13 protein-coding genes are annotated in these 13952 nt (G+C 69.1%); 10 read left to right on the forward strand and 3 right to left on the reverse strand.

Going from position 1 to position 13952, the window contains the following annotated elements; translation table 11 throughout:
• Positions 1–7 precede the first annotated feature (7 nt).
• The 10 genes from G537_RS0134275 (at position 8) to lpxB (ending at position 10768) form a co-directional block, all read left to right on the forward strand.
• Positions 8–742 (forward strand): isoprenyl transferase, encoded by a 735-nt coding sequence (locus G537_RS0134275; RefSeq protein ID WP_026873877.1) that lies wholly within the window; start codon positions 8–10, stop codon positions 740–742.
• Positions 732–1535: a phosphatidate cytidylyltransferase gene (locus G537_RS0134280; protein ID WP_245579202.1), complete on the forward strand. Its 804-nt coding sequence runs from the start codon at positions 732–734 to the stop codon at positions 1533–1535. The genes G537_RS0134275 and G537_RS0134280 overlap by 11 nt, the downstream gene beginning before the upstream one ends.
• Positions 1532–2692, forward strand: a complete 1161-nt coding sequence (locus G537_RS0134285; RefSeq protein WP_026873879.1) for a 1-deoxy-D-xylulose-5-phosphate reductoisomerase — start codon at positions 1532–1534, stop codon at positions 2690–2692. The genes G537_RS0134280 and G537_RS0134285 overlap by 4 nt, the downstream gene beginning before the upstream one ends.
• A gap of 45 nt (positions 2693–2737) precedes the next feature.
• Positions 2738–3853: an RIP metalloprotease RseP gene (gene rseP / locus G537_RS0134290; protein ID WP_026873880.1), complete on the forward strand. Its 1116-nt coding sequence runs from the start codon at positions 2738–2740 to the stop codon at positions 3851–3853.
• A gap of 151 nt (positions 3854–4004) precedes the next feature.
• Positions 4005–6293, forward strand: coding sequence for an outer membrane protein assembly factor BamA (gene bamA, locus G537_RS0134295; protein WP_034853999.1), 2289 nt, complete (start codon positions 4005–4007; stop codon positions 6291–6293).
• Positions 6294–6460: 167 nt separating this feature from the next.
• Positions 6461–7483, forward strand: a complete 1023-nt coding sequence (gene lpxD, locus G537_RS0134300) for a UDP-3-O-(3-hydroxymyristoyl)glucosamine N-acyltransferase (RefSeq protein ID WP_026873882.1) — start codon at positions 6461–6463, stop codon at positions 7481–7483.
• A 1-nt stretch (position 7484) separates the two neighbouring features.
• Positions 7485–7958 carry a 3-hydroxyacyl-ACP dehydratase FabZ gene (gene fabZ / locus G537_RS0134305; protein ID WP_026873883.1) on the forward strand — a complete coding sequence of 158 codons (474 nt, stop codon included), beginning with the start codon at positions 7485–7487 and terminating at the stop codon, positions 7956–7958.
• Positions 7955–8764, forward strand: a complete 810-nt coding sequence (lpxA, locus tag G537_RS0134310) for an acyl-ACP--UDP-N-acetylglucosamine O-acyltransferase (protein ID WP_026873884.1) — start codon at positions 7955–7957, stop codon at positions 8762–8764. Before fabZ ends, lpxA begins: the two co-directional genes overlap by 4 nt.
• Positions 8754–9581 (forward strand): LpxI family protein, encoded by an 828-nt coding sequence (locus G537_RS0134315; protein WP_026873885.1) that lies wholly within the window; start codon positions 8754–8756, stop codon positions 9579–9581. Before lpxA ends, G537_RS0134315 begins: the two co-directional genes overlap by 11 nt.
• Positions 9581–10768: a lipid-A-disaccharide synthase gene (gene lpxB / locus G537_RS0134320; protein WP_026873886.1), complete on the forward strand. Its 1188-nt coding sequence runs from the start codon at positions 9581–9583 to the stop codon at positions 10766–10768. The genes G537_RS0134315 and lpxB overlap by 1 nt, the downstream gene beginning before the upstream one ends.
• Here the strand turns inward: lpxB and G537_RS0134325 are convergent.
• The 3 genes from G537_RS0134325 to gltX all read right to left on the reverse strand — a co-directional run bounded on the left by G537_RS0134325 (position 10753) and on the right by gltX (position 13863).
• The gene (locus tag G537_RS0134325; RefSeq protein WP_026873887.1) at positions 10753–10959 is read right to left on the reverse strand and encodes a hypothetical protein; all 207 of its coding nucleotides are present in this window, start codon (positions 10957–10959) and stop codon (positions 10753–10755) included. The genes lpxB and G537_RS0134325 overlap by 16 nt on opposite strands.
• The gene (locus tag G537_RS0134330) at positions 10952–12268 is read right to left on the reverse strand and encodes a citrate synthase (protein ID WP_026873888.1); all 1317 of its coding nucleotides are present in this window, start codon (positions 12266–12268) and stop codon (positions 10952–10954) included. The genes G537_RS0134325 and G537_RS0134330 overlap by 8 nt, the downstream gene beginning before the upstream one ends.
• Before the next feature lie 164 nt (positions 12269–12432).
• Positions 12433–13863, reverse strand: a complete 1431-nt coding sequence (gene gltX / locus G537_RS0134335; RefSeq protein WP_026873889.1) for a glutamate--tRNA ligase — start codon at positions 13861–13863, stop codon at positions 12433–12435.
• Between the last annotated feature and the right edge of the window lie 89 nt (positions 13864–13952).

Below are 13952 nucleotides of genomic sequence, written 5' to 3' on the forward strand. Positions count from 1 at the left end.
CAGCGGGATGCACCGTTTCGCCCCCAAGGCCGAGGACCAGCCCGCGCTCCATGTCGCGATCATCATGGACGGCAACGGGCGTTGGGCGACCGGCCGCGGCCTGCCGCGCACGGTCGGCCATCGCAAGGGCATCGACGCCGTGCAGCGCACGATCGACGCGGCGATCGAGCTCGGCGTCGGCTATCTGACGCTGTTCGGCTTCTCGACCGAGAACTGGCGCCGGCCGATCCTCGAGGTCGGCGAGCTGATGAAGCTGCTGCGCTTCTTCCTGCGCGGGGAGCTCAGGACCCTGCACGAGAAGGGGGTGCGGCTGCGTTTCATCGGCGACCGCGACCGGCTGGCGCCCGACATCGTCGATCTGCTGGCCGAGAGCGAGGCGCTGACCCGCGGCAACACCCGGCTCAACCTCACCGTCGCCCTCAGCTACGGCGCGCGGCAGGAGATCACCGAGGCGGCGCGGCGGGTGGCGCGTGAAGTGGCGGCCGGCACGCTGGCGCCGGAGGCGGTCGATGAGCACCTGTTCGCCAGCCGGCTGTTCACCGCCGACCTGCCCGACCCCGACCTGATCATCCGCACCAGCGGCGAGCAGCGGATCAGCAACTTCCTGCTGTGGCAGGCGGCCTATGCCGAGCTGGTCTTCATCGACACGCTGTGGCCGGATTTCGGCCATACCGACCTCGAGGCCGCCCTCGCCGAGTTCCGGCGTCGGGAACGTCGCTATGGCGCCGTCGGTGCCCAGTAAGCGCAGCAACCTCGCGCTGCGGATCCTCTCCAGCCTCGTTCTCGGACCGCTGATCCTGGCCGTCGTCGTCATCGGCGGCTGGGAGTTCGCGCTTATCGTCACTCTGCTGGCCGTGCTGGGCGTCGACGAGTGGCTGCGGCTGGTGCTGCGCCGGCCGCCGCCCGGCTGGGTCCGTGCCGGCGCCGGCTTCGGCATCCTCGCGGTGGCCATCGCCACGGCCTGGGCCGGCTCGGTCGCCGGTCTCGTGGTGCTGGCCGTGGCGACGGTGGCACTCGACATCGCCGTCAACCTGCGCCTCGGGACGCCCGGCCGGATGCCGGCGCTGGGGCTGCCCTATCTCGGCCTGACCGTGGTCGCCCTCCTGCATCTGCGCCAGGACGGCTGGCAGCCGGTGATCTGGTTGCTGCTGGTGGTCTGGGCCACGGATATCGGCGGCTACGTCTTCGGCCGCTGGATCGGCGGGCCGAAGCTGGCGCCGCGGCTGAGCCCGAAGAAGACCTGGGCCGGGCTGGTCGGCGGAGCGGGCCTGGCCGCCCTGGCCGGCGGCGCCGCGATCGCCGTGCTGCACCGCGCCGGCGCCGCCCTGCTCGCCGGTCCCGGCGCCGCCCTGCTGGCCGTGGTGGCCCAGGCCGGCGACCTTGCCGAGTCCGCGGTCAAGCGGCATTACGGCGTCAAGGACAGCGGCAACCTCATTCCCGGCCATGGCGGCGTGCTCGACCGGATCGACGGCCTGCTGGCCGCGGCGCCGGTCTTCGCCGTCTTCACCGTTCTCTTGGATGCATCCTTCAGATGATATCGGCACCGTCCCCGGATAATCCCCGCTCCGTCACCATCCTCGGCGCCACCGGCTCGGTCGGCGCCAGCACCGTCGACCTGATCGGCCGTTCGCCGGAGCGCTTCACCGTCGAGGCGGTGACCGCCAACCGGGATGCCGAGCGGCTGGCGGCGATCGCCCGGCAGCTCGGCGCGCGCTATGCCGCGGTGGCGGACGAGGCGGCCTATCCGGCGCTGAAGGCGGCGCTGTCCGGCAGCGGCGTCGAGGCGGCGGGCGGCGCCGAGGCGGTGGTGGCCGCCGCCGCCCGGCCGGCCGAATGGGTGATGGGCGCGATCGTCGGCGCCGCCGGCCTCAAGCCGATCCTGACCGCGATCCGGCGCGGCGCCGTCGTCGCTTTCGCCAACAAGGAGTGCCTGGTCTGCGCCGGCGAGCTGATGATGGCCGAGGTGCGGCGGCACGGCGCCACGCTGCTGCCGGTGGACAGCGAGCACAACGCCATCTTCCAGGTGTTCCAGCCCGGCGCCCAGGTGCGGCGGCTGATCCTGACCGCCTCGGGCGGGCCGTTCCGGGAATGGAGCCGCGAGCGGATGGCGGCGGCGACGCCGGCCCAGGCGGTGGCCCATCCGAACTGGAGCATGGGCGCCAAGATCTCGGTCGACAGCGCCACCCTGATGAACAAGGGGCTGGAGCTGATCGAGGCCTCGCATCTCTTCGCCATGCCGGAGGATCGGATCGAGATCGTGGTCCACCCGCAATCGGTGATCCACAGCCTGGTCGACTATGCCGACGGCTCGGTGCTGGCCCAGCTCGGCGTGCCCGACATGCGGGTGCCGATCGCCTATACGCTGTCCTGGCCGGAGCGGATGGCGACGCCCTGCGCCGCGCTCGACCTGACCCAGATCGCCCGGCTCGACTTCCAGGCGCCGGATCCGGAGCGGTTCCCGGCGCTGCGGCTGACCCGGGAATGCCTGCGGCAAGGTGGCTCAGCCGCGACCGTGCTGAACGCCGCCAACGAGGTGGCGGTGGCGGCGTTCCTGGCCGGGCGGATCGGCTTTCTCGACATCGAGCGGATCGTCGAGCGCACCCTTGCCATGATTCCGGCACAAGCTGTGGCGACTCTGGACGAGGTGTTCGCCATCGACGCCGAGGCGCGACGGCACGCCGCTGCGCTTTGATTTGCGGGCGAGCGGGCCTACATAGCCCCTCGGCAAGAGGTACGCATGACGCTGTTCACCTATCTGATCCCGTTCCTGGTCGTGCTGACCGTCCTCGTCTTCGTGCACGAGTTCGGCCACTACTGGGTCGCCCGCCGCAACGGCGTGCGGGTCGAGACCTTCTCGATCGGCTTCGGGCCGGAGCTGTTCGGCTTCAACGACCGGCACGGTACCCGCTGGAAGTTCAGCGTCGTCCCGCTCGGCGGCTATGTGAAGATGTTCGGCGACGCCGACGCGGCGTCGAGCCCGGCGACCGCGGCCCTGGACGGCATGACCGATGAGCAGCGGTCGGTGTCGTTCCACCACAAGCCGGTCGGCCAGCGCGCCGCCATCGCCGCCGCCGGGCCGATCGCGAATTTCCTGTTCTCGATCGTCGCGCTGTTCTTCCTGTTCCTGGTCGGCGGCCATCCCTTCCCGCCGGCGGTGGTGGGCGAGGTGTCGGCGGGCGGCGCCGCGGCCGAGGCCGGGATCCGGTCGGGGGACCGGATCACCAGCGTCGACGGCAACGCGGTCGACCGCTTCGCCGAACTCGGCGTCGCCATCCGCAACGGCAACGGCAAGGCCGTCACGCTCGGCGTCGAGCGCGACGGCGAGGCGTTGAGCTTCGACCTGACGCCGCGGCAGGAGACGGTGCCGACCACCGACGGCGGCACCGCGACGATCTGGCGGCTCGGCATCGCCGCCGACACCGGTCCCTACGGCATCGCCGAGGCGGCGCGGATGTCGGTCAGCGAGAGCTGGGCGATCGTGTCGATGACCGCCTCGGCGCTCGGCGAGATGGTCGCCGGCCAGCGCGGCACCGAGGATCTCGGCGGCCCGATCCGGATCGCCCAGATGTCGGGCGAGGTCTATCAGGTCGGCGTGGTGGCGCTGCTCTGGTTCATGGCCATCCTGTCGATCAATCTCGGCCTGATCAACCTGGTGCCGATCCCGATGCTCGACGGCGGCCATCTGCTGTTTTGCGCGATCGAGGCGATCCGCGGCCGTCCGCTCGGTGCACGAGCCCAAGAATACGGTTTCCGCCTTGGGCTTGCTTTGGTATTAACCCTGATGCTCTTCGCGACCTGGAACGACCTGGTCCAACTCAAGGTTGTGGCCTTTTTCAAAGGCTTGGTGTCCTGAGCCGGGCCGTGTTACCGGATCGTGGCGGGGGAGACTCGCCGCGATCCGCTGCCGCTGGTGGTGGGGGCGGCGGTCGTTCGTCAAACCTCTCGCACCCGCTCGCTCGGGGACGGGAGGGCTGGGTGTGAGTTTGAGGGGAAAGCAGAAACCGATGTCGACCGTGACCTCCCGACTCTGGCTCGCGGCCGTGGCGGCTGTTGCTCTTGGAACGGCGCCGATGGCCGCGCCGGCGCAGACCCGCGGCGGGACCGTCGCCGACGTCAAGGTCGAAGGGTCGCAGCGGATCGAGCCGGCCACGGTGATCTCCTACATGGCGATCAAGCCGGGCGACCCGTACAGCGACCAGGGCGTGGACGAATCCGTCAAGAGCCTGTTCGCCACCGGCCTGTTCTCCAACGTCCAGATCCGGCGCGAGGGATCGAGCCTGGTGGTGACGGTCGAAGAGAACCCGATCATCAACGAGATCGCGTTCGAAGGGAACGACCGCTTCGACGACGCGCGGCTGACCTCGGAGATCGAGGAGCGCCCGCGGCAGGTGTACACCCGCACCAAGGCGCAGAGCGACGCCGACCGCATCCAGCAGCTCTATCGCCGCAGCGGCCGCTTCGCGGTCGCGGTCGAACCGAAGATCATCCAGCTCGACCAGAACCGCGTGAACCTGGTGTTCGAGATCCGGGAGGGCGACCTCGCCAGGATCGAGCGGATCAACTTCGTCGGCAACCGCGCCTTCTCCAACAGCGAGCTGCGCGACGAGATCCTGACCAAGGAGACCGAGTGGTGGAACATCCTGGCCACCAACGACACCTATGATCCGGATCGCCTCGCCGTCGACCAGGAGATGCTGCGCCGCTTCTACCTCAACCGCGGCTATGCGGATTTCCGTGTGGTCTCCGCGGTGTCGGAGCTGGCGCCGGACGGCGAGGGCTTCTTCATCACCTTCACGGTCGATGAGGGCGAGCGCTACAAGTTCGGCAAGATCGACGTCAACAGCGCCCTGCCGGGCGTGACGCCGGAGGAGCTGCAGACCGTCATCGTCAGCCATGAGGGGGACTGGTACTCCAGCAAGGCGGTCGAGGATTCGATCCAGGCCCTGACCACCTATCTGGGCGACCGGCAATACGCCTTCGTCGACATTCAGCCGCGGGTGCAGCGCAACCGCGACGAACAGCTGATCGCGATCACCTACGAGATCTCCGAAGGCCCGCGCGTCTTCGTCGAGCGGATCGACATCAGCGGCAACGTCCGCACCGCCGATGAGGTGATCCGCCGCGAGTTCGAGCTGGCCGAAGGCGACCCGTTCAACGCCTCGCGGCTGAAGAAGTCCGAGACCAACATCCGCAACCTCGGCTTCTTCGGCAGGGTCGACATCAAGCCGACCCCGGGATCGGCCCCGGACCAGACGGTGATCCAGACCGCGGTGACCGAGCAGTCGACCGGCGAACTGCAGCTCGGTGTCGGCTACTCGACCAGCGACGGTCCGCTCGGCAACGTCACGGTCCGCGAGCGCAACCTGCTCGGTCGCGGCCAAGACCTGCGGCTGTCGACCTCGCTCAGCGGCATCAGCTCGGAAATCGATCTGAGCTTCACCGAGCCGTATTTCCTCGGGCGGAACCTGGCGGCGGGCTTCGACCTGTTCCGCACCACCCGCGACAACCAGAGCTTCAGCTCCTACGACGAGACCAATACCGGTTTCGCGCTGCGCATGGGCTATCCGCTGTCCGAGAACCTGCGGCAGACCCTGCGCTACCGCATGAACTACCGCCAGATCTCGGACGTCGACGACGACGCCTCGCGCTTCATCAAGGAGCAGGAGGGCAACACGCTGTCCTCCGCGGTGCAGCAGACGCTGACCTACGACCGGCTGGACAGCCGCATCAACCCGACCGACGGCTACCGGATCACCCTGTCGAACGAAGTCGCGGGCCTCGGCGGCGACGTGCATTACTTCAAGACCCAGCTCAGCGCCGACTGGTACTATCCGGTCACCGAGTCCATGGTGCTGAACGTCGGCGGCCAGGTCGGCAACATCATCGGCCTCGGCGAGGATGTCCGGATCAACGACCGCTTCTTCCTGGGCGGCAATTCCTTCCGCGGCTTCCGGACCGGCGGTCTCGGCCCCCGCGACCTCGACTCCGAGGACAAGGACGCGTTGGGCGGCAACAACTTCGCCCTCGGCTCGGTCGAGCTCAGCTTCCCGCTCGGCCTGCCCAGCGAGTTCGCCCTGCAGGGCCATGCCTTCACCGATGTCGGCACGCTGTGGGGGACGGATGACACCGGCTCTGGCGTTGTCGACGACGCGGCGCTGCGCGCCTCGGCCGGCGTCGGCATCTCCTGGGCCTCGCCCTTCGGCCCGATCCGCCTCGACTATGCCTATCCCTTCGCCAAGCGGGACTACGACAAGCAGGAGCAGCTCCACATCAGCTTCGGCACACGCTTCTGATTGCTGCGGCGCCGGTCCGCTTCCGTGATCGCGCGGCATCCGCGGCGCCGGTGAGAGCCGGCGCCGCTTTCGTTGATCAGCGCCTCGAGTTCACGCCCGGGGCGCGACCCCGGCTGGTGGACGGGCGTATGGCCGCCATCCGCCAGCCGTGAACAGAGAGAGCGCCCATGCCCGATCCGCGATTCTTTCGCAGCGCCGGTCCGTTCCCGCTCGGCCGCCTGGCCGAGATCGCCGGCGCGACCCTGGCGCCCGGGGCTGACCCGGACCGGCCGATCGCCAGCGTCGCGCCGCTCGACACGGCCGGTCCCGACGACATCAGCTTCCTCGACAACCGCAAATATGTCGACGCCTTCGCCGCCAGCGGGGCGGGGGCCTGCGTGGTTGCGCCGGCCCTGGCCGACCGGGCGCCGGCCGACATGGCGCTGCTGCTGACGCCGAAGCCCTACAAGGGCTATGCGCTGATCGCCCAGGCCTTCTTCCCGGCGCCGGCGGCACGGCCCGGCATCGCCGCCTCCGCCGTCGTCGACGCGACCGCGGTGGTCGGCGAGGGGGTGGAGATCGCTCCCGGGGCCGTGATCGAGGCGGGGGCCGAGATCGGCGCGGGCTGCCGGATCGGCCCGAACGCCGTGATCGGCGAGGGCGTGGTGCTGGGCGAGCGCAGCGTCGTCGGGGCGGGGGCGTCGCTGAGCCATTGCCTGGTCGGCGCGCGGGTCACGATCTATCCCGGCGCCCGCATCGGCCAGGACGGCTTCGGCTTCGCCATGGATGCCGAGGGCCATGTCCGCCTGCCGCAGCTCGGCCGGGTCATCATCGAGGATGATGTCGAGATCGGCGCCAACTCCACCATCGACCGCGGTGCCGGCCCGGACACGGTGATCGGCCGGGGAGCGATGATTGATAATCTGGTCCAGATCGGGCACAACGTGCAGGTCGGACGAGGCGCCGTCATCGTCGCGCAGGCAGGCGTGGCGGGGAGCACCAAGTTGGGCGATTTCGCCGTTCTGGCAGCCAAGGCTGGTGTCGCGGGCCATCTCACCATCGGTGCGGGGGCAAGGATCGCCGCGAATGCGGGGGTGATGCGCGACGTCGACCCCGGCGCGGAGGTGGTGGGTTCGCCCGCGATTCCGAAACGGCAGTTTTTCCGGCAGCAGGTCATGCTAGCGCGTCTAGCCGAAGGGAAGGGCGACTGAGATGGACGGAGCCGCCAGCGACAAGAACAACGTGTCGCAGCTGGACATCCTCAAGATCATGGAGATGATCCCGCACCGCTATCCGATGATCCTGGTGGATCGCGTGGTCGATGTGGTGCCGGACGAGAGTTGCACCGGGATCAAGAACGTCACCATCAACGAAGGTTTCTTCCAGGGCCACTTTCCCCGCTACCCGGTCATGCCGGGCGTGATGATCGTCGAATCCATGGCGCAGACCGCGGCCGTGCTGGTGGTGGCGACGCTGGGCGAGGAGGCCAAGGGCAAGCTGGTCTATTTCATGACCGTCGACAGCGCCCGCTTCCGCCGTCCGGTGACGCCGGGCGACAGCCTGCGGGTCCATGTCCGCAAGCTGCAGCAGCGCCGCAACGTCTGGAAGTTCTCCGGCGAGGTGAAGGTCGACGGCACGCTGGTGGCGGAGGCCGAATTCGCCGCCATGATCATGGACGATCTATGAGTTCTGCTATCATTCACCCGATGGCCCTGGTCGACCCCGCGGCGAAGCTCGGGGACGGCGTCAGGATCGGTCCGTTCTGCACAGTCGGCCCCGAGGTCGAACTCGGCGACGAGGTCGAGCTGATCTCGCATGTCGTCGTCGCCGGCCGCACCAGCATCGGCCCGAAGACCAGGATCTTCCCCTTCGTCTCGCTCGGCCTGCCGCCGCAGGACCTGAAATTCGCCGGCGAAAAGTCGCAACTGATCATCGGCGCCAACAACGTCATCCGCGAGCACGTGACCATGAATCCGGGCACGCGCGGCGACAAGATGAAGACCGTGGTCGGCGACAACTGCATGTTCATGGTGAACACGCATGTCGCGCACGACTGCATCCTCGGCAGCAACATCATCATGGCCAACAACGCCGTCCTGGCTGGCCATGTGACGATCGAGGACCACGTCATCATCGGCGGCAACAGCGCCATCCACCAGCATATCCGCCTCGGCGCGCATTGCTTCATCGGCGGCATGACGCCGGTGCGCAACGACATCATCCCCTTCGGCCTGGCGATCGGCGAAACCGCGACGCTGAACGGGCTGAACCTGGTCGGGCTGAAGCGCCGCGGCTTCACCAAGCCGCAGATCCAGTCGCTGCTGGCCGCCTACCGCACGCTGTTCGACGGCGACGCCCAGTTCGCCGAGCGCGTCGAGGCCACGCGCGAGAAGTTCGGCGACAACGAGGTGGTGCAGCGCATCCTGGCCTTCATCGACGCCGATGCCGGCCGCAACGTGATGCAACCCGCCCGCCGACGGCATGCCGGATAAGCTCGGCATTCTTGCCGCCGCGGGCCCGCTGCCCGGGCGGCTGGTCGAGGCGTGCCGCCAGGCCGGGCGGGATTTCGTCGTCGTCGCCTATCGCGGCATGACCGACCCGGCCCTGGTCGAGGGCGATGGGATTCCGCATTTCTGGACCCGGCTGGGCGCCGCCGGCCGCTGGATCGACGAGCTGAAGCGCCGGGGCGCCATGACCCTGTGCCCGGTCGGCAACATCCGCCGGCCGAGCCTGTTCGAGCTGATGCCGGACTTCAAGGCGGTTCGGATCCTCAGCCGCATCGGCTTCTCCTCGCTCGGCGACGATGCGCTGCTGACCGCGCTGCGCCGGGTGCTGCAGGATGAGGGATTCCACCTCGTCGCCCTGCACGAGGTGATCGACGACTTCCTGGCCAAGCCCGGCCTGCTGACCAGGGCGGCGCCGGACGAGATGGCGCAGGCCGATATCGCCAAGGCGCGGGAGATCGCGCGTGAGATCGGCCGGCTCGACATCGGCCAGGGCGCGGTGGTGCAGCATGGCTACGTCCTGGCGGTCGAAGCGGCGGAGGGCACCGACGCGATGCTGCGCCGCTGCGGCCCGCTGGCCCGCCCCGGCCCGGGCGGCGTTCTGGTCAAGGCCAAGAAGCCGCAGCAGGATGTCCGGCTGGATCCGCCGACGATCGGCGTCACCACGGTCGAGCTCGCCGCCGCCGCAGGCCTCAGAGGCATCGTGGTCGAGGCCGGCGGCGCCATGATCATCGACGTCGAGGCGGTGCGGCAGGCGGCCGACCGGCATGGCCTTTTCGTGCTCTGCCTGGCGGAGGGCGAGTGATGGCGCCTCACATCTTCCTGGTGGCGACCGAGCCCTCGGGCGACCTGATGGGCGCCAGCCTGATGACGGCGCTGAAGCGGCGCTGCGGCGACGGCGTGCGCTTCAGCGGCGTCGGCGGCGCCCGGATGGCGGCGGAAGGGCTGGAGAGCCTGTTCCCGCTGGCCGACATCGCGGTGATGGGCGCGGTCGAGCTGGTGCCGCAGCTGCCGCGGCTGTTCGACCGGATCCGCCGCACCGCCGAGGCGGCGCTGGCCGCGAAGCCGGATGCGATGGTGTCGATCGACGGCCTCGCCTTCAACGCCCGGGTGGCGGCGCGGCTGGCGGACCGGACCTTCCCGATCGTGCATTTCGTCGCGCCCAAGGTCTGGGCCTGGCGGCCGGGCCGGGCGCGCAAGCTGGCGAAGCTGGTCGACCATTTGATGGTGCAGCTGCCCTTCGAGCCGCCCTGGTTCGAGCGTGAGGGGCTGGCCACCACCTATGTCGGCCATCCGATCATCGAGACAGCGGCGGGGCAGGGGGATGGCGCCCGCTTCCGCCAGACGCACCGCATCGCGCCGGAGGCCAAGCTGCTGACCGTTCTGCCCGGCAGCCGGCGCGGCGAGATCCAGCGGCTGCTGCCGGTCTTCGGCGAGACGGTGCGGGCGCTGGCTTCCCGGCATCCCGGGCTGCGCCTTGCGGTGCCCACGGTCGACACCGTGGCGGCGGCGGTGCGCGAGGCGGTCGGGTCCTGGCCCGGCGACCCGATCGTGATCGAGGGTGACGCCGAGAAATACGACGCTTTCGCCGCCAGCGATGCGGCGCTCGCCGCCTCTGGCACGGTGGCGCTGGAGCTGGGGCTGGCCCGGGTGCCGAGCGTGATCGCCTATCGCGTCAATCCGGTCTCGGCCTTCGTCGTCCGGCGCATGCTGACGACGAAATACGCCAACCTCGTCAACATCATGCTGGACCACCCGGCGGTGCCGGAGCTGCTGCAGGAGAACTGCACGGCGGAGAAGCTGACCGCCGCGGTCGACCGACTGCTGACCGATCCGGCGGTGGCGGCGGCGCAGCGCGCGGCCTATGACGAGGTGGCGAAGATGATGCTGCTGCCGGACGGCGCCGTGCCCGGCGACCGGGCGGCCCAGGTGGTCCTGGACGTGATCCGGCAGGGGCGACGGAGGCCCGGCGCCGGTCAGGAAAACAGATAGGTCAGCAGCGCCGCCCCGGCGAGAACCATGAGGATGGCGGCGGCGGAGCGGAGCACGGCACGCAGCGGGGGCCGATTCGAGTTCGCGGCCCGCGGCACCGGCCGCGGCATGGTCGAAATGCCGACCGGCCGGCCCGGGCGCCCCGTGGCGCGCGGGCCGGTGCGGTCGATCTGGGTGCCTCGATTAGCCACGCTCGCTCAGCGGAACGAAATCGCGCGGCGTGTGCCCGGTGAAGAGCTGGCGCGGCCGCCCGATCTTCTGGTGCGGGTCGCCGATCATCTCGGTCCACTGCGCGATCCAGCCGACGGTGCGCGCCACCGCGAACAGCACGGTGAACATGCTGGTCGGGAAGCCCATCGCCTTCAGGATGATGCCCGAGTAGAAGTCGACATTCGGATACAGCTTGCGCTCGACGAAGTACTCGTCCTCGAGCGCGATCTTCTCCAGCGCCATGGCGAGGTCGAGCAGCGGGTCCTTGATGCCGAGCTCGCCCAGCACCTCATAGCAGGTGGCGCGCATCACCTTGGCGCGCGGGTCGTAGTTCTTGTAGACGCGGTGGCCGAAGCCCATCAGCCGGAACGGATCGTCCTTATCCTTGGCCCGCTTGACGTATTCGCCGACGCGGTCCTTGGTGCCGATCTCGCCCAGCATCTTCAGCACCGCCTCGTTGGCGCCGCCATGGGCGGGACCCCACAGCGAGGCGATGCCGGCGGCGATGCAGGCGAAGGGGTTGGCGCCGCTGGAGCCGGCGAGGCGGACGGTCGAGGTCGAGGCGTTCTGCTCGTGATCGGCGTGCAGGATCAGGATCCGGTCCATGGCGCGGGCCAGGACCGGGTTGATCTTGTACTCTTCCGCCGGGACGGCGAAGGTCATGTACAGGAAGTTCTCCGCGAAGCTGAGGTCGTTCCGCGGATACATGAAGGGCTGGCCGATCGAGTACTTGTAGGCCATCGCGGCCAGGGTCGGCAGCTTGGCGATCAGCCGGTGCGACGCGACCTCGCGCTGGCGCGGATCATGGATGTCGGTCGAGTCGTGATAGAAGGCCGACAGCGCGCCGGTGACGCCGCACAGCACCGCCATCGGGTGGGCGTCGCGGCGGAAGCCGCGGTAGAAGTGGTGGATCTGCTCATGCACCATCGTGTGGCGGGTGATGGTGTGCTCGAACTCCGCCGCCTGGGCCGCATTCGGCAGCTCGCCATGGAGCAGGAGGTAGCAGACCTCGAGGAAGTTGCTCTTCTCCGCCAGGTCGTCGATGGCGTAGCCGCGGTGCAGCAGGATGCCTTCGTCGCCGTCGATGAAGGTGATCTGGCTGTCGCAGGAGCCGGTCGAGGTGAAGCCTGGGTCGTAGGTGAACATCCCGGTCTCCGCATACAGCTTGCGGATGTCGATGACGCTCGGGCCCATGGTCCCGTCGATCACGGGCAACTCCACCGACTTCCCGGTCGAGTTGTCGGTCAGCGTGACGGTCTTCTGCGCCACGGGGGTCTTCGTATCGGGCATGACGATGTCCTTGAGCGGGGGCTTCGTACTGGAAACGCAGATCATCCGCTCCGTCGGTCGCGAGGATAGTCGGCCGGCGGAGCAAGATCAACGCGACTTGGGTCCTCCCGACGACGGATTTCGATCGCCTGTTTTTTAGGCTCCTTCCGAATTGTGCAGCCAGATCAACCTGTTGTTGGTGCTTCCTCAGAGGCGCCGACAGCATCGTGGATCCGGCGCAGCGTCTCGTCGCGGCCGAGGATCGCGGCGACCTCGAAGATGCCCGGGGAGACGTTCGATCCGGTCAATGCGGCGCGCAGCGGCTGGGCGACCTTGCCCAGCTTCAGCCCCTCGGCCTCGGCGAAGCGGTTAACCTCGGCCTCCAGCGCCGTTTCGGTCCAGTCGGCGAGGCCGGACAGCGCCGCCAGCAGCCGGCCGAGCAGAGCGCGGGCGTCGCCGGTCAGGATCTTCTGCGCCGCCTCGTTCATCGGCAGCGGGCCGGAGCGAAGATAGAACAGCGCGCTGTCGGCCAGCTCGACCAGCGTCTTGGCCCGCTGCTTCAGGCCGTTCATGCCGAGCAGCAGGATGGCGCGGTCGGCATCGCCGAGCGAGCGGCCGAGCGCGGTCTCGAGATTCGGCGTGATCCGCTCCACCAGCTCGGCATCCGGCGTCTCGCGCATGTAGATGCCGTTCAGGTTCTCCAGCTTGGCGAAGTCCAGCCGCGAGGGCGAGCGGCCGACGCCGTCGAAGTCGAACCACTCGATCGCCTTCTCGGTCGGGATCACCTCGTCGTCGCCATGGCCCCAGCCGAGCCGCAGCAGGTAGTTGCGCAGCGCCGCCGGCAGGTAGCCCATGTCGCGATAGGCCTCGATGCCGAGCGCGCCGTGCCGCTTCGACAGCTTGGCTCCGTCCGGCCCGTGGATCAGCGGGATATGGGCGAAGGCCGGCGGGGCGGCGCCGATCGCGTTGTACAGCTGGACCTGGCGGAAGGTGTTGGTCAGGTGGTCGTCGCCGCGGATGATCTGGGTGATGCCCATGTCGATGTCGTCGACCACCACCGACAGCATGTAGACCGGCGTGCCGTCGGCGCGCAGCAGCACCATGTCGTCGAGCTGGTCGTTGCGCACGGTGACCTGACCCTGGACCTTGTCCTCGACCGTGGTCTCGCCGGTCCGAGGCGCCTTCAGCCGGATGACGGGGTCGACGCCCTTCGGCGCCTCGGCCGGGTCGCGGTCGCGCCAGTAGCTGGTGTAGGTGTGCAGCGGCTTGCCCTCGGCCCTGGCCCGCTCGCGCATCGCCTCCAGCTCCGCCGGCGAAAGCCAGCAGTGATAGGCCTTGCCCTCGGCCAGCAGCTGCCGGGCCACGGCGGCGTGCCGTTCCCGCCGCTCGAACTGCGACACGATCTCGCCATCCCAGTCCAGCCCGAACCAGGCCAGCCCGTCGATGATCTTCCGGACCGCGTCTTCGGTGGAGCGGGCGCGGTCGGTGTCCTCGATGCGCAGGCGGAAGACGCCGCCGTGGTGGCGGGCATAGAGCCAGTTGTACAGGGCCGTCCGGGCCCCGCCGATATGCAGGTAGCCGGTCGGGGAGGGGGCGAAACGGGTCACGACCGTCATGGGCCAAATTCCACAGGGGCTGCTACGATGAATGCGAGAGGTCCATAGCATAGGCCTTCGGCCCATGGCTAATGCGGGGGCATCGGTCG

This window comes from Inquilinus limosus DSM 16000 (genome assembly GCF_000423185.1).
In the GTDB taxonomy this organism is placed as follows: domain Bacteria; phylum Pseudomonadota; class Alphaproteobacteria; order DSM-16000; family Inquilinaceae; genus Inquilinus; species Inquilinus limosus.

Coding starts and splice junctions, on each gene's coding strand:
- bamA (WP_034853999.1), top strand. CDS start 4,005: ATGTCGACCGTGACCTCCCGACTCTGGCTCGCGGCCGTGGCGGCTGTT.
- G537_RS0134330 (WP_026873888.1), bottom strand. CDS start 12,268: ATGCCCGATACGAAGACCCCCGTGGCGCAGAAGACCGTCACGCTGACC.
- rseP (WP_026873880.1), top strand. CDS start 2,738: ATGACGCTGTTCACCTATCTGATCCCGTTCCTGGTCGTGCTGACCGTC.
- lpxA (WP_026873884.1), top strand. CDS start 7,955: ATGAGTTCTGCTATCATTCACCCGATGGCCCTGGTCGACCCCGCGGCG.
- G537_RS0134285 (WP_026873879.1), top strand. CDS start 1,532: ATGATATCGGCACCGTCCCCGGATAATCCCCGCTCCGTCACCATCCTC.
- G537_RS0134275 (WP_026873877.1), top strand. CDS start 8: ATGCACCGTTTCGCCCCCAAGGCCGAGGACCAGCCCGCGCTCCATGTC.
- lpxB (WP_026873886.1), top strand. CDS start 9,581: ATGGCGCCTCACATCTTCCTGGTGGCGACCGAGCCCTCGGGCGACCTG.
- lpxD (WP_026873882.1), top strand. CDS start 6,461: ATGCCCGATCCGCGATTCTTTCGCAGCGCCGGTCCGTTCCCGCTCGGC.
- fabZ (WP_026873883.1), top strand. CDS start 7,485: ATGGACGGAGCCGCCAGCGACAAGAACAACGTGTCGCAGCTGGACATC.
- gltX (WP_026873889.1), bottom strand. CDS start 13,863: ATGACGGTCGTGACCCGTTTCGCCCCCTCCCCGACCGGCTACCTGCAT.
- G537_RS0134315 (WP_026873885.1), top strand. CDS start 8,754: ATGCCGGATAAGCTCGGCATTCTTGCCGCCGCGGGCCCGCTGCCCGGG.